The following is a 19,418-nucleotide window of genomic DNA, read 5'->3' as shown; positions in this document are numbered from 1 at the left end:
CAATTGTGCGCCCATACCGCGTGATGCTAAAAGTTTTTAGCACTACACTTAACCGGGTCAAACTCAAATCTCTCACTCGGATCAGTTTCGCCGTAGATATTAAAAGTCACAGTTGGTTCATCACCCATTGCTTCTACACTGTGAATTGCATCAGGAGTGAAGCTAATAATATCCCCTGGAAATAGAGTTATCTCTCCTGTCTGTTCAATCTTGCCCAGATTTTCAGCGCTATGGGTGCGTCGCCAAAAAGTATTTTTTTCCTGACCTTTTAACACCGCCACGATTCCCCACGTCCCATGATTATGAATGGTTGATCGAGTTCCTGGTGCAAATGTTACTGTTTGCACAGTCAACGGAAAACCCAATTCATCGTATAGGAGTAAAACAGAGGTTCCCGTTTTAGGCGAAGGCTCTAAATATTGACTCCGCACCCAGTAGGAATTTACTATTAAGCGCCTTACGAGCATTCGGATTTCTGGCAGACAACTGGTTTGATCGTCCACACTATTGAGAACATCTTCGATTTCAGTTAAAAACCGATAAACGCGATAATTTTCTCTCAATAAATCCCATGCTCTTACAGCTTTACAGGCTTGATAATGACCGTCCCCCGTTAGCAGCCAATCCTTACCTTTCATAACTTTTAAATTGATAGCTGAGAAGATTGGATGATGATGATCGGAGAGACATTAGGAATATTATTACCTCCAGGAAGTTTAGTAGGTATGGTGATAGGAGGAATGATAGAGTTGCTATCAGTAGCTACTCCTAATAGGGAGTATGAGGAATATGATGTGGTAGATAACCAATTGTTCATGATTGTTCACCAAAAGGGCATTGGGAATTGGGAATGGGGCATTAGGGGGCATGGGTTATTCTCCTTGTGTCCTTGTCTCCCCACTCGTTACAGACGCGATGAATCGCGTCTCTACAACGCACATCGTCTTGTCGAGATATGCATTGACTAATTAATCATCTTCTTCTGCTGGACGTGTCAAAATATCCAGAAGAATTCCGGCTCCAAAATCATGCTTTTCGTCTATCTCTTTGACTTTGGCGCTGATTTCTTTTGCTTGCTCAATTGCTCCTAACTTTGCTAGTACTAATCCAGAAGCAGCATAAGCATTTAAGTACAATCGAATTTGTGGGTCTTCTTTGCGATTGACTAATATCGGCTTAAGTTGCTCCCAGTCATCAGGCAAGTTTTCTATTTCTTTAATTTTATCTAATAATTTAGTTGTTGTTTGTAATGCAAGAGAATAATTATTTTTATAATAGAAAAATCTATATGCTGCTACCAATACATCTGTATTTTCACCAGTTTTGGCTAAAGCTTGTTGAATATATTTTTCCGATTCTGATGTGTTCTCCCAGGTTTGTGCAGCTAAAATTAATAGATTTTTGATGTCCTCTGGAACCTGGAACCATGAGAATTGGTTTGTATTAGCTTGCATATTGGTCACTGGGGATTGGGGACTAGGGACTGGGGATTGGGGAAGATGAGGGAGTGAGACAGAATAATTAATGCCCAATGCCCAATGCCCCCTGCCCCATGCCCAATTTAAAACAAAGTAAGAACGTACACCAAGGTGAATAAAATAATCCAGATAATGTCTACGAAGTGCCAGTAAATTTCTGTCATTTCGATGAAAGTATGATTGGTTGCAGAATATTCACCGGGAAGACGCGATCGCCACAATGCACGTAATATCAATAACAGTCCCACAAAAACGTGCAAACCGTGGAACCCTGTCATGATATAAAAGCAGTTAGCGAAGACGTTGGTAGTCAGTCCGTATCCTAATGTTGAATACTCATAAACCTGACCACCTAAGAAAATTGCCCCCATGATTGCGGTAATTGCGTACCATAGTTGCATTCCCTTGACATTATTCTTTTTAATCGCCGTATCACCGAAGTGAATGACGAAACTACTAGACACCAGGATAATGGTGTTAATCGTTGGTACGAGTAGTTCTACTTCGCTTCCTTCTGGAGGCCAAACTGCTGTAGTACCCCGGAAAAACAAATAAGTGGCAAAAAATCCCCCAAACATAAGGGATTCAGAAGCGAGGAACGTCAACAATCCCCAAACTCTTAAATCTGGATGTTCTTCGTGTCCTGCATTGTGATTTTCGCTTGTGGTTGTAGCTATGGTCATAGATTTTTTGACAATATTATCCACTGTGTCTGTTGTGGAAGCTTGAATGAAGAATGAAGTCTGAAGCGGCAAAATATTTCATTCTTCATCCAAAATCCTTGTTTAACTCAACTCTTCACTTGTTCAGGAATTCTCAAAATTCCAAGTTCCGAGTTCCGAACTCGGCCTTTCGAGTTCTGAGGCTGAAGTTCCGAGTTCCGAACTCGGCCTTTCGAGTTCTGAGGCTGAAGTTCCGAGTTCCGAACTCGGCCTTTCGAGTTCTGAGGCTGAAGTTCCGAGTTCTGAACTCGGCCTTTCGAGTTCTGAGGCTGAAGTTCCGAGTTCTGAACTCGGCCTTTCGAGTTCTGAGGCTGAAGTTCCGAGTTCTGAACTCGGCCTTTCGAGTTCTGAGGCTGAAGTTTCAAGTTCTCAAATCAAATTACTAGAAATTGTAGTCAGCTTGAGAGCGATCGCATTCCTCACTTTACTACCTAAGCATTAGCTGACGGTGTTGCAGATGGCTGTATTTCAAGAGTATTATCATGACCGTAGTCATAAGGGCCATGAGTCACAACCGGCAACACTTCCCAGTTTTCAATTGCAGGTGGTGAGCTAGTTGTCCATTCTAAGGTCAAACCTTGCCAAGGATTATCACCAGCCAAAGGCCCTTTCAGCCAACTGTAGATCATGTTGATGGTGAAAGGAATTACCGATATCGCCAAAACAAATGAACCAAAGGTACAAATTTGATTCAGGTCGATAAATTGGGGGTCATACATTGCCACTCTTCGCGGCATTCCTTTTAAGCCCAACTCGTGCATGGGTAAAAAGGTCAGATTAGTACCGATGAAGGTAAGGGCAAAGTGAATGCGTGCCAAGCTTTCATTCAGCATTCGTCCGGTCATTTTGGGGAACCAGTGATAAATACCTGCGTAGATACCAAACACGGAACCACCAAATAGAACGTAATGGAAATGTCCGACAACATAATATGTGTCGTGGACATGAACATCAAAGGGGGCTGTTCCCATCGTCACACCACTTAAGCCGCCCATGACAAACATGGACAACAAACCAATGGCGAAAAGCATCGCACCTGTGAAGCGGATTTTACCACCCCAGAGGGTAGCAACCCAAGCAAAAATTTTCACGCCAGTGGGAACTGCAACTATAAGAGTGGAGATAGTGAAGAACATCCGCATCCAGCCGGGTGTGCCACTGGTGAACATGTGGTGTACCCAGACGAACAAACCAACAACGCAGATGGCTACACTAGAGTAAGCGATCGCTTTATAACCAAAGATTGGCTTACGCGAGTGAACTGGTATTACCTCCGACATGATGCCGAAAATGGGCAGAATCATTAAATATACTGCCGGGTGAGAATAAAACCAGAATAAGTGTTGATAAATTACAACATTACCGCCTGCATCTGGTTTGAAGAAGGAAGTGCCAAAGTTGAGGTCAAACAACAGTAGAACTAAACCGGCTGCTAATACAGGTGTAGAGAGAAGCGCCAGCAACGAGGTTGCCAAGATTGCCCAGCAAAATAGGGGCACTTGATCCCATTTCATGCTAGGAACTTTCATCATCAAAATGGTGATCACAAAGTTCAGTGAACCCAAAATTGAAGAAGTTCCCACTAAGACGATCGCAAGTATCCACATACTTTGAGCGATTGGTGCTGTCACTAAGCTCAAAGGTGGGTAAGCTGTCCAACCAGATTGCGAACCGCCAAAAATGAAACTACCTAAAATCAGCGCACCGGCTGGGGGATTTAACCAAAAGGCGATCGCGTTCAGCTTCGGGAAAGCCATATCCCTAGCACCAACCATCAACGGCACCAAATAGTTACCAAATCCCCCAATGGCGCTAGGAACAATCCACAGGAAGATCATAATCGTCCCGTGATTGGTCATGAAAGCGTTATACAGATTGGGGTCGAGTACGTCTGCATCTGGTGTTGCTAATTCGACACGCAGAGCAACAGCCATCAGTCCACCGATGAGATAGAACACAAACGCCGTCACTAGGTATTGGATACCAATAACCTTGTGGTCAACATTAAATGTAAAATAGTCTTGCCATTTCCACGCCTTCGGATGGGAGGTGTGGCCAGCCACCATTTCCGGTTTCTTTTCTTCTGGTGGAGTATTCCGGGGAAATTCTACCTGCGTCATATTTTTTACCCTTATGCAAAGACCAGGGTCAAATGTTCAAAGCAATTAAATGTGACTCTTGATCGGGCAATTTTGGATTTTGGATTAAAATAATTTTTTGATTTATCCCCCAGTGGCGTAGCGGAACCAATCTAAAATCGCAAATCTAAAATCCAAAATCGTTTGACTAATGACCAATGACCAATGACTGTAGAGTTGCTGCACTAATTCCCATATCATGGGTGTGGGGTGCGAGAAACTCTGATGTTGATAAGTCGGCTGGATTAACCCTTTGGGTTCGCGAGTTCCCCATCGCCGGAAACCGCCAAGACGGGGACTCGCTCACTGCAACGACTTGATTTAAATTTTGCTGTTGAGCAATCTGGTTTTCTGTCCGCCAGTTATTATATTCTTCTGGTGTGTGGACAATTACTTGTGTCCGCATTGAACCGTGATAACCACCGCACAATTCAGCACAAACTACGGGATATGTACCTGGTTTAGTGGCGACAAATCGTAGTTCGGTAGGGATACCGGGAAGTGCATCTTGTTTCAAGCGGAAGTTTGGCACCCAGAATGAATGAATTACATCTTGTGCTGAAAGGTTGAGTTGTACATCAGCACCAACGGGTATGTGTAATTCCCCAGAGGTAATGCCACTATCAGGGTAATTAAATAACCAGGCGTACTGTATGCCTTTGACATCAACAACTAAGTCGGCTGGTTTATCTAGGTTTTTGGGAGACGCGCCAATACCAATTGTTGGGGCTATTGCTGGGGCAGTTGTTGCTTCAGTATCGCTTAATGTGGCTGCCAAAGCACTCCCCGGTATATGAGCAACATGAGCTGCTGAATGAGGATGACCCGCAGGCTCAAAGCCGCCCATTCGGTTAAAAACATCTACACTGTAAATGCCCAAGCCGAGAACAATCACTGTTGGGATTGCTGTCCAAAAGATTTCTAAGGGAACGTTGCCTTCTACTCGCACACCATCACTATCATCACCGCGACGGCGACGAAACTGAATCAAAAAAAGTACAATTGTTCCTTCTACCACTAAGAAGAGTGCGATCGCAATGGTAAACATGACGTTAAAAAAACCGTCTACCAAAGGCGCTTGTAACGATGCTTGCACCGGCATCAAAGTGTGATTCTGACCAATCCAAATACTGATTGCTGTAACTACTATCCCAGCAACCAGAGTCCATAGTGAAACAGGAACTTGTTGCATACATGCTACCTGTGTAAACAGTCTTTTATAGGTACTGGGTATTGGGTACTGGGGATTGGGGATTGGGGATTGGTAATTGGTAATTGGTAATTGGGCATTGTTATTTATTCCCTATTCCCCATTCCCCATTCCCCATTCCCTATTCCCTTTTCACTTATTAACTTTCTAACGTGCAGCCATAAAAAATGGGGGAAACTTCCAGATTTTTTCCATATCTTTCCCCCAGAAACTTACAAATTATATTTCAACTCCTATGAAAAAGGTAGCCCCCTGCTTCCAGAAAAGCTAGTTGTTCCAAGAGGGCACTGTTAGACCTAATATTGATTAGGCTATATTAGCAGCAAGTTTAATTTTGTTAATAACTGACATTTTGCGATTTACGGATTTGTTTACTGTGAACTTTCTATTAGTTACAGTAAATATTTAATATCCCCCTCAAGTTACCTTGCCTAGCACATTTGCGCTTTATACAAACAGTGCCTCCTTGAATGAACAACAATTTTGACTAACTTCAAAAACCTTAGTTGTTTAATGCAACATGGGTGTAGCAATTTTTGGGGCAAATCCGTGAACACGCTTCACAACCAATACAGTTTTCTGGAGAAGTAACTGCCATTACTTTGCGTTCAATTTCATCATCATCTTCATCATCTACAAATTCGCCTTCTTCATTGAGCGCCTTCAAACCCAAAACATTGTAACCGCATACTTTAACGCATCTGCCACAACCGATACATTTGTCCTTGTCAATTTCTTGAGCGAATTTTGGTGTCCAAGCCTTACCGCCAAATGTCAAACCTGTTAGCTGTGCCATGAATAATCCTTCGGCAATTTTGCCTTTCAATCTGTTTGTGCATTAATCATCATATTATCCTAATCTTTTATTCGTTTATATTCAAAAATTACTTTTTAGTCATCAAATTCCGATGACTTTGAACACAAAATTACATTGTTTTTAATTTCAAATTATAGATAAGGATTATTGATAATAATTGTCTAGTTGTAGGGAGCTAAAGTATCTAATTACTACTGTGTATGGATAACTATTATTTCCACAAGATACAAATATCTCTATAAAAATGATGATATTCTTTTTCAAGTATTTTTTGATTAGTCAGATAAATATATCAAAACAGTAGTGATTGATACAAAAATAAATGTTCATGAGTTACATTTTTATATATGCAATATGTATTTTAAAAGCCAACAATTTTGATTTTCCTTTAATTAATCTATTTAGATAAATGATGACAAAAGAGATTATTCTTTTACATCAAGAAAGTAAAGTTAATTATGAAGGAACTGTAAACTTGGTAGCAGAATATCATCATGCATTAAATATTAAAATCAGTAATAAATCAGATGAAATGTAATTACAACAAGCTTAAATGTTTTCTAAAAGCACTTTATGGGTAAAGGTAAAATGTTCATTGAGGTAGAATTTCAACAAATATTAAGATTTTCTTTAAGCTCGATACAAACAAATTAATCATTATTTTTATGAAATGTATAGTTAATAAATAAGTTTTATCCGGCTCGGTTTTAAAGCCTTAAATAGCTTCCAATTGGATGCAAACTCAAAATATGGATGTGGGGAGTGAGTATGGTGAGAAAAAATTATTCTCGCCATAAAGATATGTGGTAGCGAGTCATGAATAAACAGGACTCATCCAGGGGAGACCTGAGCCAGACATCTCAACGATTAGAGTGGGAAAAGAGCCTTATGCCTTATACAATTCCTAACAACAGTTGCGTTGGATGTGACAACTGCCGCCCCCAATGTCCTACGGGTGCAATCAGAATAGAAGACAATGAATACTGGATTGATCCTGGTCTTTGTAATAATTGTGAGGGTTATTATTCAGAACCGCAATGTGTAATAGCTTGTCCAACAAATTCTCCGATTCCTTGGCAGTCAAAAAAAGGGAGATGCAAAATAGAACCAAGAGATGCTAGCAGTTTAGACTTGTTTTCTAACGGCAAGAATAATCCATTTGCTTCAGCGATCGCTATTTGGGAAGCTTGTAATGTACTAGCACAACGTACATCGCTACATTGGGAAACCGATGAAGAAGGCTATATAAGTTACAGCCGACAAATCAATCAGGGACGAGGTGCGATCGCTTTTCACATCCAAGATCCATTCAAAGTTAACGACAAGGCCATAGATTTAGCAGCAATTGAGGGGCTTGACATCAGAGCCGCTTGCATACATCTAATTTTTGCAGCTTATGCTACAGCTTTAGAGCAACCTTGGGAGCAAGAATTTGCGATCGATGAGCGACAAATTGAGAAATATTTGGGGATGGAGAAACGCAAAGATTTAAGCAAAGCTGCCAAACTAGCTTTAATGAAAAATCTTGTCCAGCAAGCTTGCTCCCTGCTTATCTCCATTGACTGGCCTCAACAAGGTCGAATTAACGGATTTTCTATTACAGGTAGCCGCTTATGGCACTTAGTAGATATTCAGCACCACTTTCAAGAAGACAATCTTGGATGCAAATATCTTATTGGGCTAACTTTTAAAGTAAAAGCAGGTTTATGGGCACAATATTTCTTAAATAAGCAAGCATGTAAACAGCGAACCGCATTCTATCAATACGGTAGTCTTCCGAAAACGCTGCTAACTACAGTTATGAGCATTTGGCAGCAACATGAAGGCGCAGTCCGATTAATGCTGTGGTTGCTGTTTAAAACCAAAATGGGCAAGGAACAACGTATTACTATTCCTACCTTGCTGCGGATTGCTTACGGAGAAGAAAAAGTTGCCCTTGCATCCAGACAACGAGAAGAACGCAAACGTCTGCTGCGAACTTTTGAAAGCGACTTAGAAATTCTCAATCACTATGGAATGAAACCACTTTTCGATCCGGTTACCTACCCGCCAGAAATTCAACCTTTATGGGCGAAGTTAGTTGATCTTCCAGAAGATCCAGATGAAGCATTAGAATTTTGGACTAATGACGGTGGTGCTGAAACCCGCCTCACAGACACAGGCCCCCGTGGTAAATGGAATCTCTTAATGAATGCGCGGATTTTGGCTTTTGAACTCCCACCAGAATGGGAACAGCAAATTTCAGAATCAGAGAAAAAGAAAACAAGAACTGCTAAAGCCAAAAGGAAGCCTAAAGCTACAAACGAATTGCTGGGTGAACAGATTTTACAGGCGCGAAAAAATTTGAATCTCTCTCAAAGAGAATTGGCAAAGCTTACAGGTAAAAGCCAAAGCTGGATTCGAGATATCGAAAATGGCCGTTTAAAAGCCAAATTAGAAGACCAAGTACTTTTAAGAAAAGTGCTAAATATGACTTAATCTTGATTTGGAATTTCAACGCAGAGGAACGCAGAGGGAAACGCAAAGGTACGCAGAGATTTTGTTACGAATTTGTGCAGCATTATACTAAATACAGCAAGACTCCGCGTCCCTCTGCGTTGAAAAACTCCTCTCTTTTAAGTACTATAACTCATCACCTTACTAGAACTAACCCAAAGACTACCGACAGCATATTTAGTAACTACCAATTCTCGTGTAGCATTGCATGAACTCTTCAGTTGTTGAGTCTTAGTTTCATCTCTCACAAGTTTAGCCTGGTAAGTGTAGAGAGAACCAGAAGGTTGTTCAAAACTTAGCTCACCCAGAATAGTATTATTATCTAAACTTTGCTCCAAAATTTTGCCTGCAACTTTGTAATTAAACCAATCCCATCCATTACAAAGCATTAGTTCTCTTTCCAAAACCTGAAGTGCAGCAGGTAGAATTCCCCAGCCTCTATAGACTTTATTTAAGCATTGAATATCGCCAGTACGAGTCAAAACCGATCTAAATGAATCTATATCTATACGACCGTAATATCTTCCTTCTGGCAAGTCTATAATTGTCGGTGCAAACCGATGTCCGCCAAAGTGTGATGATTTCCAGATTCGCACATTATCCAAGCACAAATCAGCGTTCCTTGCTGTTACATTGAAGTAAAAAGGAGCGCCATATCTGGCACAACATTTATCATGGCTACCGTGGGTACAAACTAAAATATCTTTAGTTGTACTCGTTTCTATCTCAGAATTAGAACTGATACCCCATAACCATTTTTGGACAACTGCTGCTACTTGCTCAATATTTGGCAGCTTAAACTCTTTTTTATGATATCCATTACTTAGCCCTTCTTTTTTTTGATAAATCAACAGCGTAGTCTGGTTTACTTTGTGTGATTGATCATTGGCAATTAAGAGGAATCTAATCGGTAGTTTAGCACGCTTCACTTCCTCTACCAAAATCCTCAAATTCTGGGGTACCCATTTGGAATTAAAGGCTTCTGATATCCAAGGTAAAGGACACTCAACTAAAATATAAGTTTGAGAATTGGTGGCGCTACCAATAACATCTTCTCCTACTTGGTGTGAATCGTCAGAACAAAAAAAAGTATTCATCTCGCTGTACTCATTAGCGTATTTTATGGACGAAAGGTATTACAAAATACAATTGTGTTCTTAGCTACAATATCCTTGACTAAAGGAGATAAAAAAGAACAATATTCATTTCCTAGTTAAAACTAGGTATCCACTTTATAACATCATTACTGATCAAGGTCTTTCCGGTTAATAAAGTCTCCACAATAGAGATAAACAGCATCAAAATAGATTTTTCCGTATACGCGGCGTTAGTTTTGTATCTAGTTTTATTGTTATTTGGTATCTTGTAAATTTTCACTTGCTGAAACTCGGCTTTTCTAAACTTGGTTTCTTTCGCAAAATCAAATATGTTCAATCTTTTGCGCTCGCTTAGAGAGTAACAGACAATCAACTTGCTTACAATATAGATGTAGCTGATATTACAATCAAAAATATTGCTAGCAGCAACATAGTTATTTAAAGTTTTGCTGAATTTTTTTACATAGCTAGTTACAGTTGTTGTTTTTACATATAAACATATTCCTAAAAGTAGATGCGAGAACACCTGATAAACAGATAATACTTTTTTATCTGCTTTTAATGTATTTATCCATATATACATATTGAGAATAATTGTCAATTATTACAGAAAAAATAAAGACAATTAAATTGGGGGTAAACGCTTTGTGCCCCGTACTTTATACACGATAAGTTAATGAGCAAAATTAGTGACTAATTGTTAGCAGCGTCACTAACTATCAACATTAACAAACCTGCTATTTACCCTTTTACCTAATCTAACTTCCTGAAGCTCATGTCAGGGTTTGATTATATGCCTCTGCCTTGACTGTAACTGAACTTAATAATAAATGCAAGTATTTGAGAATATTTCTAATATTTTTAACGTTTTTCACCTCTAGAAGGTAAGTTAAATCAAGGTTAACGGGCATCTTATAGCGGAAATAGCTCACTTGAGCAAGCATTGATTTTTTCAATACAATAGATAAAGCTTTGCAATTGTGACAAATTATTGCCAGTAAGGGGATACAGCAGTTCCTAATAATCCAAAGATTTTTAAGTATGGCGATCGCATATTTCTTTTTTCATGGAGAATTGAATCATTTTTTACCACGGCATCATAAGCAGGTGAAAATCTCCCATTTTTTTGAGGAGAGAGGCTCAATTAAGGACATGATTGAATCGTTGGGTGTCCCTCATCCAGAAGTTGCTTTTATCAATGTTAATGGTGAATATGTAAATTTTTCTTACATAGTTTCGGATGGAGATACTATTAATGTTTATCCAATTTCTGTTAGGACTACTATTATAACAAACGTTTTGGTTATGCCAGAACCGCTCAGTATTATCCGCTTTGTTTTAGATATCCATTTGGGGAAGCTGGCGACATCTCTACGACTTTTAGGTTTTGATACTTTATACCGCAATGACTACGAGGATGAGAAATTAGCCGAGATATCCTACAGCCAGGGGCGTATTCTCTTGACTCGTGATAAGGGTCTATTAATGCGTAGTTTGGTAACGTATGGGTATTATGTTAGAAATACTAACCCTCAACAACAAATCTTGGAAGTACTGCAACGCTACGACTTGTTTAAATTAGTCTCACCATTTAAAAGGTGTTTGCGCTGCAATGGATTATTAGAACCTGTAGAAAAACAATCCATCGTTGACAAGCTACCAGAAACAGTGCGATCGCAAGTTGATGTGTTCCAGCATTGCCAAGACTGCGATCGCATTTATTGGAAAGGTTCACATTATCAAAAATTGCAACAGTTTATTGATGGAGTCCTCAACTCACAAAGAGATGAGTAACTTAGTAATGGCAATATTTAACTACCTGAAATATTGGCACTAATTATTTGACTACCCCCGATTCTAGGATCTTCATCTTCGCTATTGAAATCATCAGGAGTAGGGTTTTGCTTACTCTCTCCAGTGACTTCTTCAGGTTCAATGGGATCTGTCTCTTGAGATTTATCGATATCAAGAGAGACAGGAGTTTCTTTGGCGTGAGAGAAATCGATAAGTGGATTAGGTTCGGAAGTCATGAGTTGCTAAATTATATAGTCTTCTTTAGTGTTGAATTTATTTTGCTTGCAAACATCTTTCTTGAGAAATAAACCACCTATTATATAAAGATAAAAAACGATGACATTAATTTTAGCTCTCGATTTTGGTGGAACTAAATTGGCGGCAGGATTGGTAAATGTAGGTTCTAGAAAGTGGCTGCGTTATGAACGCCGTCTCTCGCCAGCGAATGCAAATGCTAGTACTGACTTGGAAATTATGCGATCGCTAGTATACTCTCTGCTAGAAGACACAAAACCAGGTGCGATCGGTGTCAGCTTTGGCGGCCCTGTAGATGCTTCTACGGGGACGGTGCGACTATCTCATCATGTGGCTGGATGGGAAAATATTCCTCTTAAAGGTTTGTTAGAGGAAGAGTTTGGTGTGAGTGTTGGTGTGGACAATGATGCTAATGTTGCTGCTTTGGGAGAACATCGTTTTGGTGCGGGACAGGGGTACGATAGCCTGTTTTATATAACTGTAAGCACTGGTGTGGGTGGTGGTTGGATACTCAACGGCCAGCCTTGGCGGGGTGCTGGTGGGATGGCTGGGGAAATTGGACATATTGTTGTAGATCCTGCTGGGCCAGTTTGTTTGTGTGGGAAGCGGGGATGTGTGGAACGTTTAGCTTCGGGGCCTTATATGGCACAAAATGTTAGGGAAATTTTGGACAAGGAACCGCCAAGTCGCCAAGTACGCCAAGTAGGAGAGGTGTTAAGGGGTTTGGTGGGGGATAATTTAACGTTGCTGACGGGACAGTTGGTAAGTGAGGCGGCGGCGGCTGGGGATGATTTGGCAAAGGAAGTTTTACATAAGGCTGCTTGGGCGCTGGGTGTAGGTATCGGTAATGTGGCGAATTTGATGAATCCGCAGCGCTTTGTGTTGGGGGGCGGTGTGACGAAAGCGGGGGCAGATTTTTGGCAAGTGCTGCGTCAAGTGGCGCGGGAGACGGCTTTACCAGAAGTTGATTTTGAAATTGTCCCAGCGATTTTGGGGGATGATGCGCCGTTGTGGGGGGCGGTGGCTTTAGCAGAAATGGATAATTAAAACATTAACTGAACTGTATTGGTCTTTTGACGACTTTCGCTATTAGACTCAGAATTTATTCTGAGGCGGGATAGATGAGAACGAAATAGCGTTACTATTACTAGACTTGTCGCCTAATAAAGGTTTTGAATTTTTCGAGCCAGGCAAAGCAAGGGTTTCAGACACTAATTTTTTATAAAGCGACAAGTCTACTACTGAATACCCTGGCGAAACTCTCTAAGCGCTTCCAAGGGAGACGACAACAAAATACAACGATTGAGCAGGAATAAATCTAATTCTGGGAATAACTCACTTGTAACAACTTTCTCATATTCTTGCTCTCGTAAGCAGTAAACTTCAATTGTGCCATCTTCCCAAAACCAAACTTCCGGGACTCCCATTAATTTGTACTTCTGTAACTTTATGGGACTACCGCTAGTAATCACGACTTCAATGCACAAGTCTGGTACAGCTTTGTCCGTTCCAAAGCAATAAGATAAATCTGCTTGATATTCTACTATCTCGGGAATAACCTGGCTAAAACTTCCACTGGGGAAAAATTCAATGCCCTGTTCCAAGAAATACTGCCCCAAGAGCAAACCAGTTAAACACTTAATTGCCTCATGAGGCTTGCCAATACTCACAATTTCTAAGATTCCCTCACAATAAAACAATCGCACTCCCGCGACATTTTCAAAGCTAGCTTGAATTGCTTTAAACTGTTCCCAACTTAATCCACGTTTGAAGAAGTGTTGTTCTTCTGGGAAGTTAACAGCATTTTCTAACGTTTGAGTCATAATATTTTTCACTCTCGCAGTTAGTACTTAGGAAACTTATCTTATTTCCATCCTAAATCAAAACCAAATTATCCCGGTGAATCACGGTTTCCACACCCGCATAGCCTAAAATTGCGGAAATTTCCCGCGAATGACAGCCGCGAATCTTTTGCAATTCATCGCTGTTGTAATTCACAAGTCCTCTAGCAATTTCGTTACCGTTGGTATCACACAATTGCACTGCGTCCTGTGTGCGAAACTCTCCCTCTACTACCTTAATTCCAGCTGCTAATAACGATTTTCCCGCCAGAGAAATTGCCGCGATCGCACCTTCATCTAAATACAATTTACCCGCAGGTAAAAGTCCGTAAGCTATCCAACGTTTACGCGCCGAAGTTGGTTCAGGTTGTGGTTCAAAATGTGTCCCAATCAGTTCACCTTGGATAATTTTTTCAATATTCTGGGGAAATCGCCCTTGGGTAATTACGGTACGAACTCCCGCCGCGATCGCAATTCTCGCGGCCGAAATTTTTGTCACCATACCGCCAGTACCCCACTGAGAACCTTGGGAACCTGTTTGTATTTGTAATTGAGCTAATTCTTTAATGCTACTCACTAAAGCGATCGGTCGCGCATCTGGTACGGAACGTGGATCGGCTGAGTACAGTCTATCGACATCGGTAAGCAAAAATAGCCAATCTGCTTCTACTAAGCTAGCAACCAATGCTGAAAGGGTGTCATTATCACCAAATTTTAGTTCGTCTATTGCTACGGTATCATTTTCATTAACTATGGGGATAACTCCCAGCCCCAATAGTTCCTGAAAAGTGTTGTAGGCGTTGAGATAGCGGCTGCGTTGTACTAAGTCGCTGCGAGTCAGTAATACTTGAGCAATTGGTTGTTGTAAGGTAGTAAATAAATCATCGTATACACGAATTAACCTGCCTTGTCCAACTGCTGCTACAGCCTGTTTTAGTGCGATCGCTTTGGGACGTTCAGTTAAGCCCAACCGCGCACAACCCACTCCCACAGCCCCAGAAGAAACCAAAATCACCCGGTGTCCTTGGCGTCTTAAATAACAGAGTGTTTCCGCCAAGGTAGCGATGGTCGAAAGTGCTAATTGTCCCGTTTCTGGTTGAGTTAGGCTCGAAGTACCGATTTTGACAACAATTGTTTTCGTCATTGGTCATTAGTCATTAGTCATTAGTTATTGGTCATTAGTCATTGGTCATTAGTAACTGACGAATGACAAAGGACAAAGGACTAATGACCAAAGAAATTGTAAAGCGCCAATCCCTCTATAGTGAAGGCTGACGCTTTACGGGTTTATATTTATTTTGTATGCTGTAGGGTCTTTTTTGGCTGACCCCATGTTATTAATACTTAAGATCCCCGATTTTTGGATTTCAATAAGATTCTTTAACCATTTCTTTAGATTTACTTTCCTGATGATTTGTCAAGTTTTGTGAATTTTGCTTTTCTTGGGTGTAATAGAGGCTCCAAGTATTTCAGATATCCAAACTTCAAAGTTGCGAACAGGATGAGAACGCAAGGCTGCGTCTGCATGGACAATCGGTTCAACTAGAATAGTAAACATCCCCAAGCGATTACCTGCTATGACATCCGTAAATAAGCGATCGCCTACCATCCCCACTTGATGCACTGGTAGATCCATTCCCCTCAGTGCTGCTCTAATTTTGCGTCGGGAGGGCTTGGCTGCACCTAAGTAGTAAGGTAAATTAAGCGATCGCGCAATTCCACCAATTCGGGCTTCACTCAGGTTGTTACTCACCAAACACAATGCAGTACAGGAGCGAATTTGCTCCACCCAATCTTGTAGTTCTGGGGAAGCCAGCCCTACTCTAAAGGGTACTAAGGTTTCATCTACATCCAATACCAGCCCTTTAAGCCCGTATTTTTGGATAATATCTGGTGTTAGGTTCAACACTGAACCTTCTAAAATCAAGTCAGGCTGTAAAAGATTGTTCCAGACCATAGTCAACAGTGAAATTTAAGTAGCTCTAGACAAATGAGCATAACCCAATATAGTTTAGTTAGTCGAATTCGATTTTGGTACATCTCCCTGAACACTTTGAGATAAAATCCCTAAAATCTTATCGATCTCTTTAATATAATAATTATTTAAATCAATAAATATATTGTTTTCTTCTAACTTCAAAAACTTCCAAATATCTCCCGTTGTTACTGCCCCATAAATTTTCCTAATATCATTTCCTTCTCGTTGATTGAACATTTATGCTGCCAACATTGTCGCTGCACATTGACCTAATCCACCTTTAATATTTTCATTTTTCGCTTCAATAATAACCACCACAGGCACATTAATTGTTAATTGCTCTTTAGCGCGACTGATGATAAAATCACAACAGCCATTTAGACCTTTTTCGACATCTACATTAAAATCTGTTCCTAAAAATAAACTAATTGGATAATTAGCCCTACGTCTTACCTCCAACAAAATCGGAGTGATAATCATTTCTGAACGAGCTTTTTCAGTATTAATTGCTAAAGCCAGTTCTGCCGTTTCTTCTAGAGAATTTATAAGTTTCTCGCTTGGCTGTAAAGGTTCGATGTCAGCACATAAATCAGTTTCTTCATCAATGTGGATGCTGAATGACTTTTTAAATTTACTTAATGTAAAGTCGCTATAAGCCATTTTCAGCACCTCATCCCAATTTTGGATTTTAGATAATGGAATTAAAATCCCTACCAAAATGCTTTTTCCAGAATCTTAAACAAGAATAGTACAGTATGGCGTAAATAAACTACCCAATCCAAATAGCCAAAAAGTCTGCCCTATAAACTTTTTGACTTTTGATTTTGAACGCCAGTTGCTTCTCCTGTCGGAGACGCTGCGCGAACAAGTCGGCAAAGCCGCCCAACGCACTGGCTACTTTTGACTTCCGCCATGCGGTACTAATTGTCCCAATTTAGTGTCAATAATTACATTGCTTCCACAGTTAATGGGACATGGTAAAAGGTTTAAGTAAATTTGTATTCCAATTAAACATTCCCAGTTAAAAAATTCAAAATGAAAATGTTACATTTTGAATTTTTAATCTTATTCCACTTCATTAAAAAGATGTTCTTCTAACAGAGGCTGCACTTTCCGAAATTCCTCTGGAGAAAGTAATTCAGGTTCACCTGTTTTTGTTATCCGTGCAAAAAATAACAAGGGATCGAGGGGTGTATAAATTGCATACTCCTGATCTTCATCATAGAAGCTAGCGAGTAGCTGTAATTGCTCCGGATCTAAATCTGCCTCTTCGTCTTCGATTTCTAAAGTGAAAAGTTCTGATTCTTCAACGGGCGGTAAATCACCTGCAACAGTCAGAGCATAAGCTGTATTCTTTAATATCAGGTTCTGCTCAGATAGTACAGCTTGGGCAGTGGCAAAAATTTGCTCAATAATGGTGTCATCTTCTACCAGAACCGCTTCTTCTTCCTCACCGTCACCTTCCCAAGAAAAAATTTCTACAGGTGAGTCTACAGGAAGAAGTAAAACGTATTCTTGTCCATCGACTTCTAGGGAATGCTCTATGTAACATTCGAGCGATCGCCCTTTATCATCGGTTAAAGTGATGGAACCCGCATGAGCGTTATCATTTTCTTCAGGAAATGGAGAGGAAAACATAGCCGAAATGTAGAAATTTAATAAATACCAGCAACTTTGAAAATCGCTTAACTATTTAATGACATTATTATGCCAACTAAACAGCGTTATACGTAGATACAACTGCTGGCTAATCGTTTTCAGAATATCATGTTAAAAGGTATCAATATTCAATAGCTGCAACTGAACTGCGGGAACTAGCACGCTTAACATCCAGCCATTGTTGTAAAATCAAAGCGGCTGCCTTGCGGTCAATCAAACCTTTATGGCGTGACGGGGAGCGGTTCTCAGCTATCAGCAGTTGTTCTGCTTGAAATGAAGTTAATCGCTCATCGATATATTCCACAGGCAGTTTCAGTGCTTTAGCAAGTCTTGTAGTAAATTTTTGAACTTGACGCGCTTGAAATCCTAGTGAGCCATCCATTGAATAGGGTAAGCCCATCACCAGGATTTGCACCTCGCGTTCATTAACTATTTGCCGGATTTGCTCCACATCCTGCTCAAAAGATGTGCGCTCAATTGTGGTAATTCCCGTGGCAATTAAACCCGTGCGATCGCACCCGGCCACACCAATCCGCTTGCGACCGAAATCTAGTCCCAATGCTGAAATAAAAGGTTTTGGTTGCTCTTGGGATATCACAATTAATTCTCCTGCTGTGCATCTGCTGATTCCGAAATCGGTGATGCTTCCACGCTAGGATTTTTTACCGAAAAGTTAATCGGTTCTGACAAGCTTTGCAGTGGTTTATCTGACGATGGCAGTTGTCCTGGTTGTATCCATGACATCCCACCCGGTATAGGTTTACGTGCTGGTTGTAAACCTTGCAGCATATCAGTCCACTGAATTCCTTCTAAGGAGACGAATTTAGACTCTCGTAGCTTGTGCCATACAGAGCGAGACATAACTAATGTATGTTCTATGCGTTTTGCCCCAATTCGCTCCAAATATTCTTCTCGCTCTGCCTGATAGTCTGAAGAAGCGAGTTGTAACCCTTGCTGGGGAAAATCTTGGGCAATACGAGCCAGCTGAGATAATAATTCTGGATACAGCCAAGTATAAGCAGGATGAACAGTTAGCGTTGCAACGTGGGGGACTTCACCCTTACGGTCAAGTTGCACCTGAAAATAGCCGATCGCAGCCTTGCGTTGCGGTTCAAATACGTAACCACTCACTACTTCTGTTTTGCTGACCCATTGCATTACTGCATCTGTTAAAGCACCAAACAAACTGGTTTTAAAGTCGCGGGTGTTACGGTCAAAAACCTGACGTACCAAAGGTGGCATCGATGCCGTATCTAATTGATATAGCAACTGGGCATCAGCATTACTTACTGGCAAAAGGTTGGGTAAGTCTGGCTCTGCTTGCGCCAATTCAGCCAGTAATTCTGGCCCAATTTCCCAGTACGTCATTTCTGCCAGACGCTGGAATCCATTTTGCCGATATAGTGCCAGCGCCTCTATGTCATTGATATTAACTTCCAGTAACCAAGTCCGAGCTTCCAGAATCGATTCAAAGCAATGACGCAAAAGTTGTGAGCCAGTTCCTTGTTTATCGACACCACGCTCTAACAGCACTTGATCAATGCGCCAAGTGCTGCGTGTCCGGTTAAAGGGTGACACTTGAATCATCCCTAAAAGCATCCGTCCTTGCTCTGCTATGTAGGCACAGAGGCGATACTGTAGCGGGTTAGGAAACCAACTCAAAAATTTGAGTAATCCATACCAGCGACGCAGTATGAGCATCTGGCTGATAGCAAAACCTGCTCCCTTGGGAGTGAGGGCTGAGAATGACTCTTGAGTTATGCGCTCAATTCCGTCCAGATCCCGGTATTGGACTGGTCGGATAATAACGCTGAGGTTTCTGGGAAGTAATGAAGTCATTTTTATTCGAGCCGCTATTTAGCCTTAACTAACTGCTCTTCAAAGGAACTGCTGAAATAATATTAACTGCTTTTTGCCCCTTACTATTGCGCCA

General features: G+C 40.8%; 18 protein-coding genes and 1 pseudogene. 4 read left to right on the top strand and 15 right to left on the bottom strand.

The features are described 5' to 3' along the window. Window positions 1-26 precede the first annotated feature (26 nt). Window positions 27-638 carry a cysteine dioxygenase family protein gene (locus tag CDC33_RS31850; protein WP_109012317.1) on the bottom strand — a complete coding sequence of 204 codons (612 nt, stop codon included), beginning with the start codon at window positions 636-638 and terminating at the stop codon, window positions 27-29. Between the two features lie 30 nt (window positions 639-668). Here CDC33_RS31850 and CDC33_RS31845 point away from each other — a divergent pair, with 30 nt between their 5' ends. Next, window positions 669-968, top strand: a complete 300-nt coding sequence (locus tag CDC33_RS31845) for a hypothetical protein (protein ID WP_109012316.1) — start codon at window positions 669-671, stop codon at window positions 966-968. Here CDC33_RS31845 and CDC33_RS31840 read toward each other — a convergent pair whose 3' ends face one another. The 5 genes from CDC33_RS31840 to fdxB all read right to left on the bottom strand — a co-directional run bounded on the left by CDC33_RS31840 (window position 969) and on the right by fdxB (window position 6,344). Beyond that, window positions 969-1,454: a hypothetical protein gene (locus tag CDC33_RS31840; RefSeq protein WP_109012315.1), complete on the bottom strand. Its 486-nt coding sequence runs from the start codon at window positions 1,452-1,454 to the stop codon at window positions 969-971. A 107-nt stretch (window positions 1,455-1,561) separates the two neighbouring features. Continuing rightward, window positions 1,562-2,161 (bottom strand): cytochrome c oxidase subunit 3, encoded by a 600-nt coding sequence (locus tag CDC33_RS31835; RefSeq protein WP_109012314.1) that lies wholly within the window; start codon window positions 2,159-2,161, stop codon window positions 1,562-1,564. 470 nt (window positions 2,162-2,631) lie between these two features. Beyond that, a complete protein-coding gene (ctaD, locus tag CDC33_RS31825; protein ID WP_109012313.1) occupies window positions 2,632-4,320 on the bottom strand; it encodes a cytochrome c oxidase subunit I in 1,689 nt (562 codons plus the stop codon). A gap of 166 nt (window positions 4,321-4,486) precedes the next feature. Beyond that, window positions 4,487-5,530, bottom strand: a complete 1,044-nt coding sequence (locus tag CDC33_RS31820; protein WP_109012312.1) for a cytochrome c oxidase subunit II — start codon at window positions 5,528-5,530, stop codon at window positions 4,487-4,489. Between the two features lie 520 nt (window positions 5,531-6,050). Continuing rightward, entirely contained in the window at window positions 6,051-6,344 is a 294-nt protein-coding gene (gene fdxB / locus CDC33_RS31815) for a ferredoxin III, nif-specific (RefSeq protein ID WP_109012311.1), read from the bottom strand. Window positions 6,345-7,253: 909 nt separating this feature from the next. Between fdxB and CDC33_RS31810 the strand changes: the two genes are divergently transcribed. Further along, a complete protein-coding gene (locus CDC33_RS31810; protein ID WP_109012310.1) occupies window positions 7,254-8,843 on the top strand; it encodes a helix-turn-helix domain-containing protein in 1,590 nt (529 codons plus the stop codon). 137 nt (window positions 8,844-8,980) lie between these two features. On the opposite strand, the gene CDC33_RS31805 is transcribed toward CDC33_RS31810, so the two are convergent. Beyond that, on the bottom strand, window positions 8,981-9,958 hold the full coding sequence (locus CDC33_RS31805) for a ferredoxin family protein (protein ID WP_109012309.1): 978 nt from the start codon (window positions 9,956-9,958) through the stop codon (window positions 8,981-8,983). A 1,041-nt stretch (window positions 9,959-10,999) separates the two neighbouring features. Between CDC33_RS31805 and CDC33_RS31795 the strand changes: the two genes are divergently transcribed. Beyond that, window positions 11,000-11,752 (top strand): Mut7-C RNAse domain-containing protein, encoded by a 753-nt coding sequence (locus tag CDC33_RS31795; protein WP_109012307.1) that lies wholly within the window; start codon window positions 11,000-11,002, stop codon window positions 11,750-11,752. Between the two features lie 17 nt (window positions 11,753-11,769). Here CDC33_RS31795 and CDC33_RS31790 read toward each other — a convergent pair whose 3' ends face one another. Continuing rightward, complete coding sequence (locus CDC33_RS31790; RefSeq protein ID WP_109012306.1) at window positions 11,770-11,988, bottom strand: hypothetical protein; 219 nt, start codon at window positions 11,986-11,988, stop codon at window positions 11,770-11,772. A gap of 100 nt (window positions 11,989-12,088) precedes the next feature. On the opposite strand from CDC33_RS31790, the gene CDC33_RS31785 reads away from it, so the two are divergent. Next, the gene (locus CDC33_RS31785; protein ID WP_109012305.1) at window positions 12,089-13,054 is read left to right on the top strand and encodes an ROK family protein; all 966 of its coding nucleotides are present in this window, start codon (window positions 12,089-12,091) and stop codon (window positions 13,052-13,054) included. A 191-nt stretch (window positions 13,055-13,245) separates the two neighbouring features. Here CDC33_RS31785 and CDC33_RS31780 read toward each other — a convergent pair whose 3' ends face one another. From CDC33_RS31780 to CDC33_RS31750, 7 genes and pseudogenes are all read right to left on the bottom strand, one after another. Further along, window positions 13,246-13,830, bottom strand: a complete 585-nt coding sequence (locus CDC33_RS31780; RefSeq protein ID WP_109012304.1) for a Uma2 family endonuclease — start codon at window positions 13,828-13,830, stop codon at window positions 13,246-13,248. A gap of 52 nt (window positions 13,831-13,882) precedes the next feature. Then, entirely contained in the window at window positions 13,883-14,992 is a 1,110-nt protein-coding gene (gene proB, locus CDC33_RS31775; RefSeq protein ID WP_109012303.1) for a glutamate 5-kinase, read from the bottom strand. Window positions 14,993-15,265: 273 nt separating this feature from the next. Next, the gene (locus CDC33_RS31770) at window positions 15,266-15,805 is read right to left on the bottom strand and encodes a YqeG family HAD IIIA-type phosphatase (protein ID WP_109012302.1); all 540 of its coding nucleotides are present in this window, start codon (window positions 15,803-15,805) and stop codon (window positions 15,266-15,268) included. Between the two features lie 54 nt (window positions 15,806-15,859). Beyond that, window positions 15,860-16,486 (bottom strand): annotated as a pseudogene (locus tag CDC33_RS31765) (hypothetical protein). Window positions 16,487-16,891: 405 nt separating this feature from the next. Then, window positions 16,892-17,464 carry a DUF3727 domain-containing protein gene (locus CDC33_RS31760; protein WP_109012301.1) on the bottom strand — a complete coding sequence of 191 codons (573 nt, stop codon included), beginning with the start codon at window positions 17,462-17,464 and terminating at the stop codon, window positions 16,892-16,894. A gap of 142 nt (window positions 17,465-17,606) precedes the next feature. Next, window positions 17,607-18,083, bottom strand: coding sequence for a Holliday junction resolvase RuvX (gene ruvX, locus CDC33_RS31755; protein ID WP_109012300.1), 477 nt, complete (start codon window positions 18,081-18,083; stop codon window positions 17,607-17,609). 2 nt (window positions 18,084-18,085) lie between these two features. Continuing rightward, window positions 18,086-19,324 carry a GNAT family N-acetyltransferase gene (locus CDC33_RS31750; RefSeq protein WP_181374194.1) on the bottom strand — a complete coding sequence of 413 codons (1,239 nt, stop codon included), beginning with the start codon at window positions 19,322-19,324 and terminating at the stop codon, window positions 18,086-18,088. Window positions 19,325-19,418: the final 94 nt, after the last annotated feature.

Source organism: Nostoc commune NIES-4072 (genome assembly GCF_003113895.1).
In the GTDB taxonomy this organism is placed as follows: domain Bacteria; phylum Cyanobacteriota; class Cyanobacteriia; order Cyanobacteriales; family Nostocaceae; genus Nostoc; species Nostoc commune.
The sequence above is the reverse complement of the archived record's forward strand: the minus strand, read 5'-3'. Positions and strand labels throughout refer to the sequence as shown.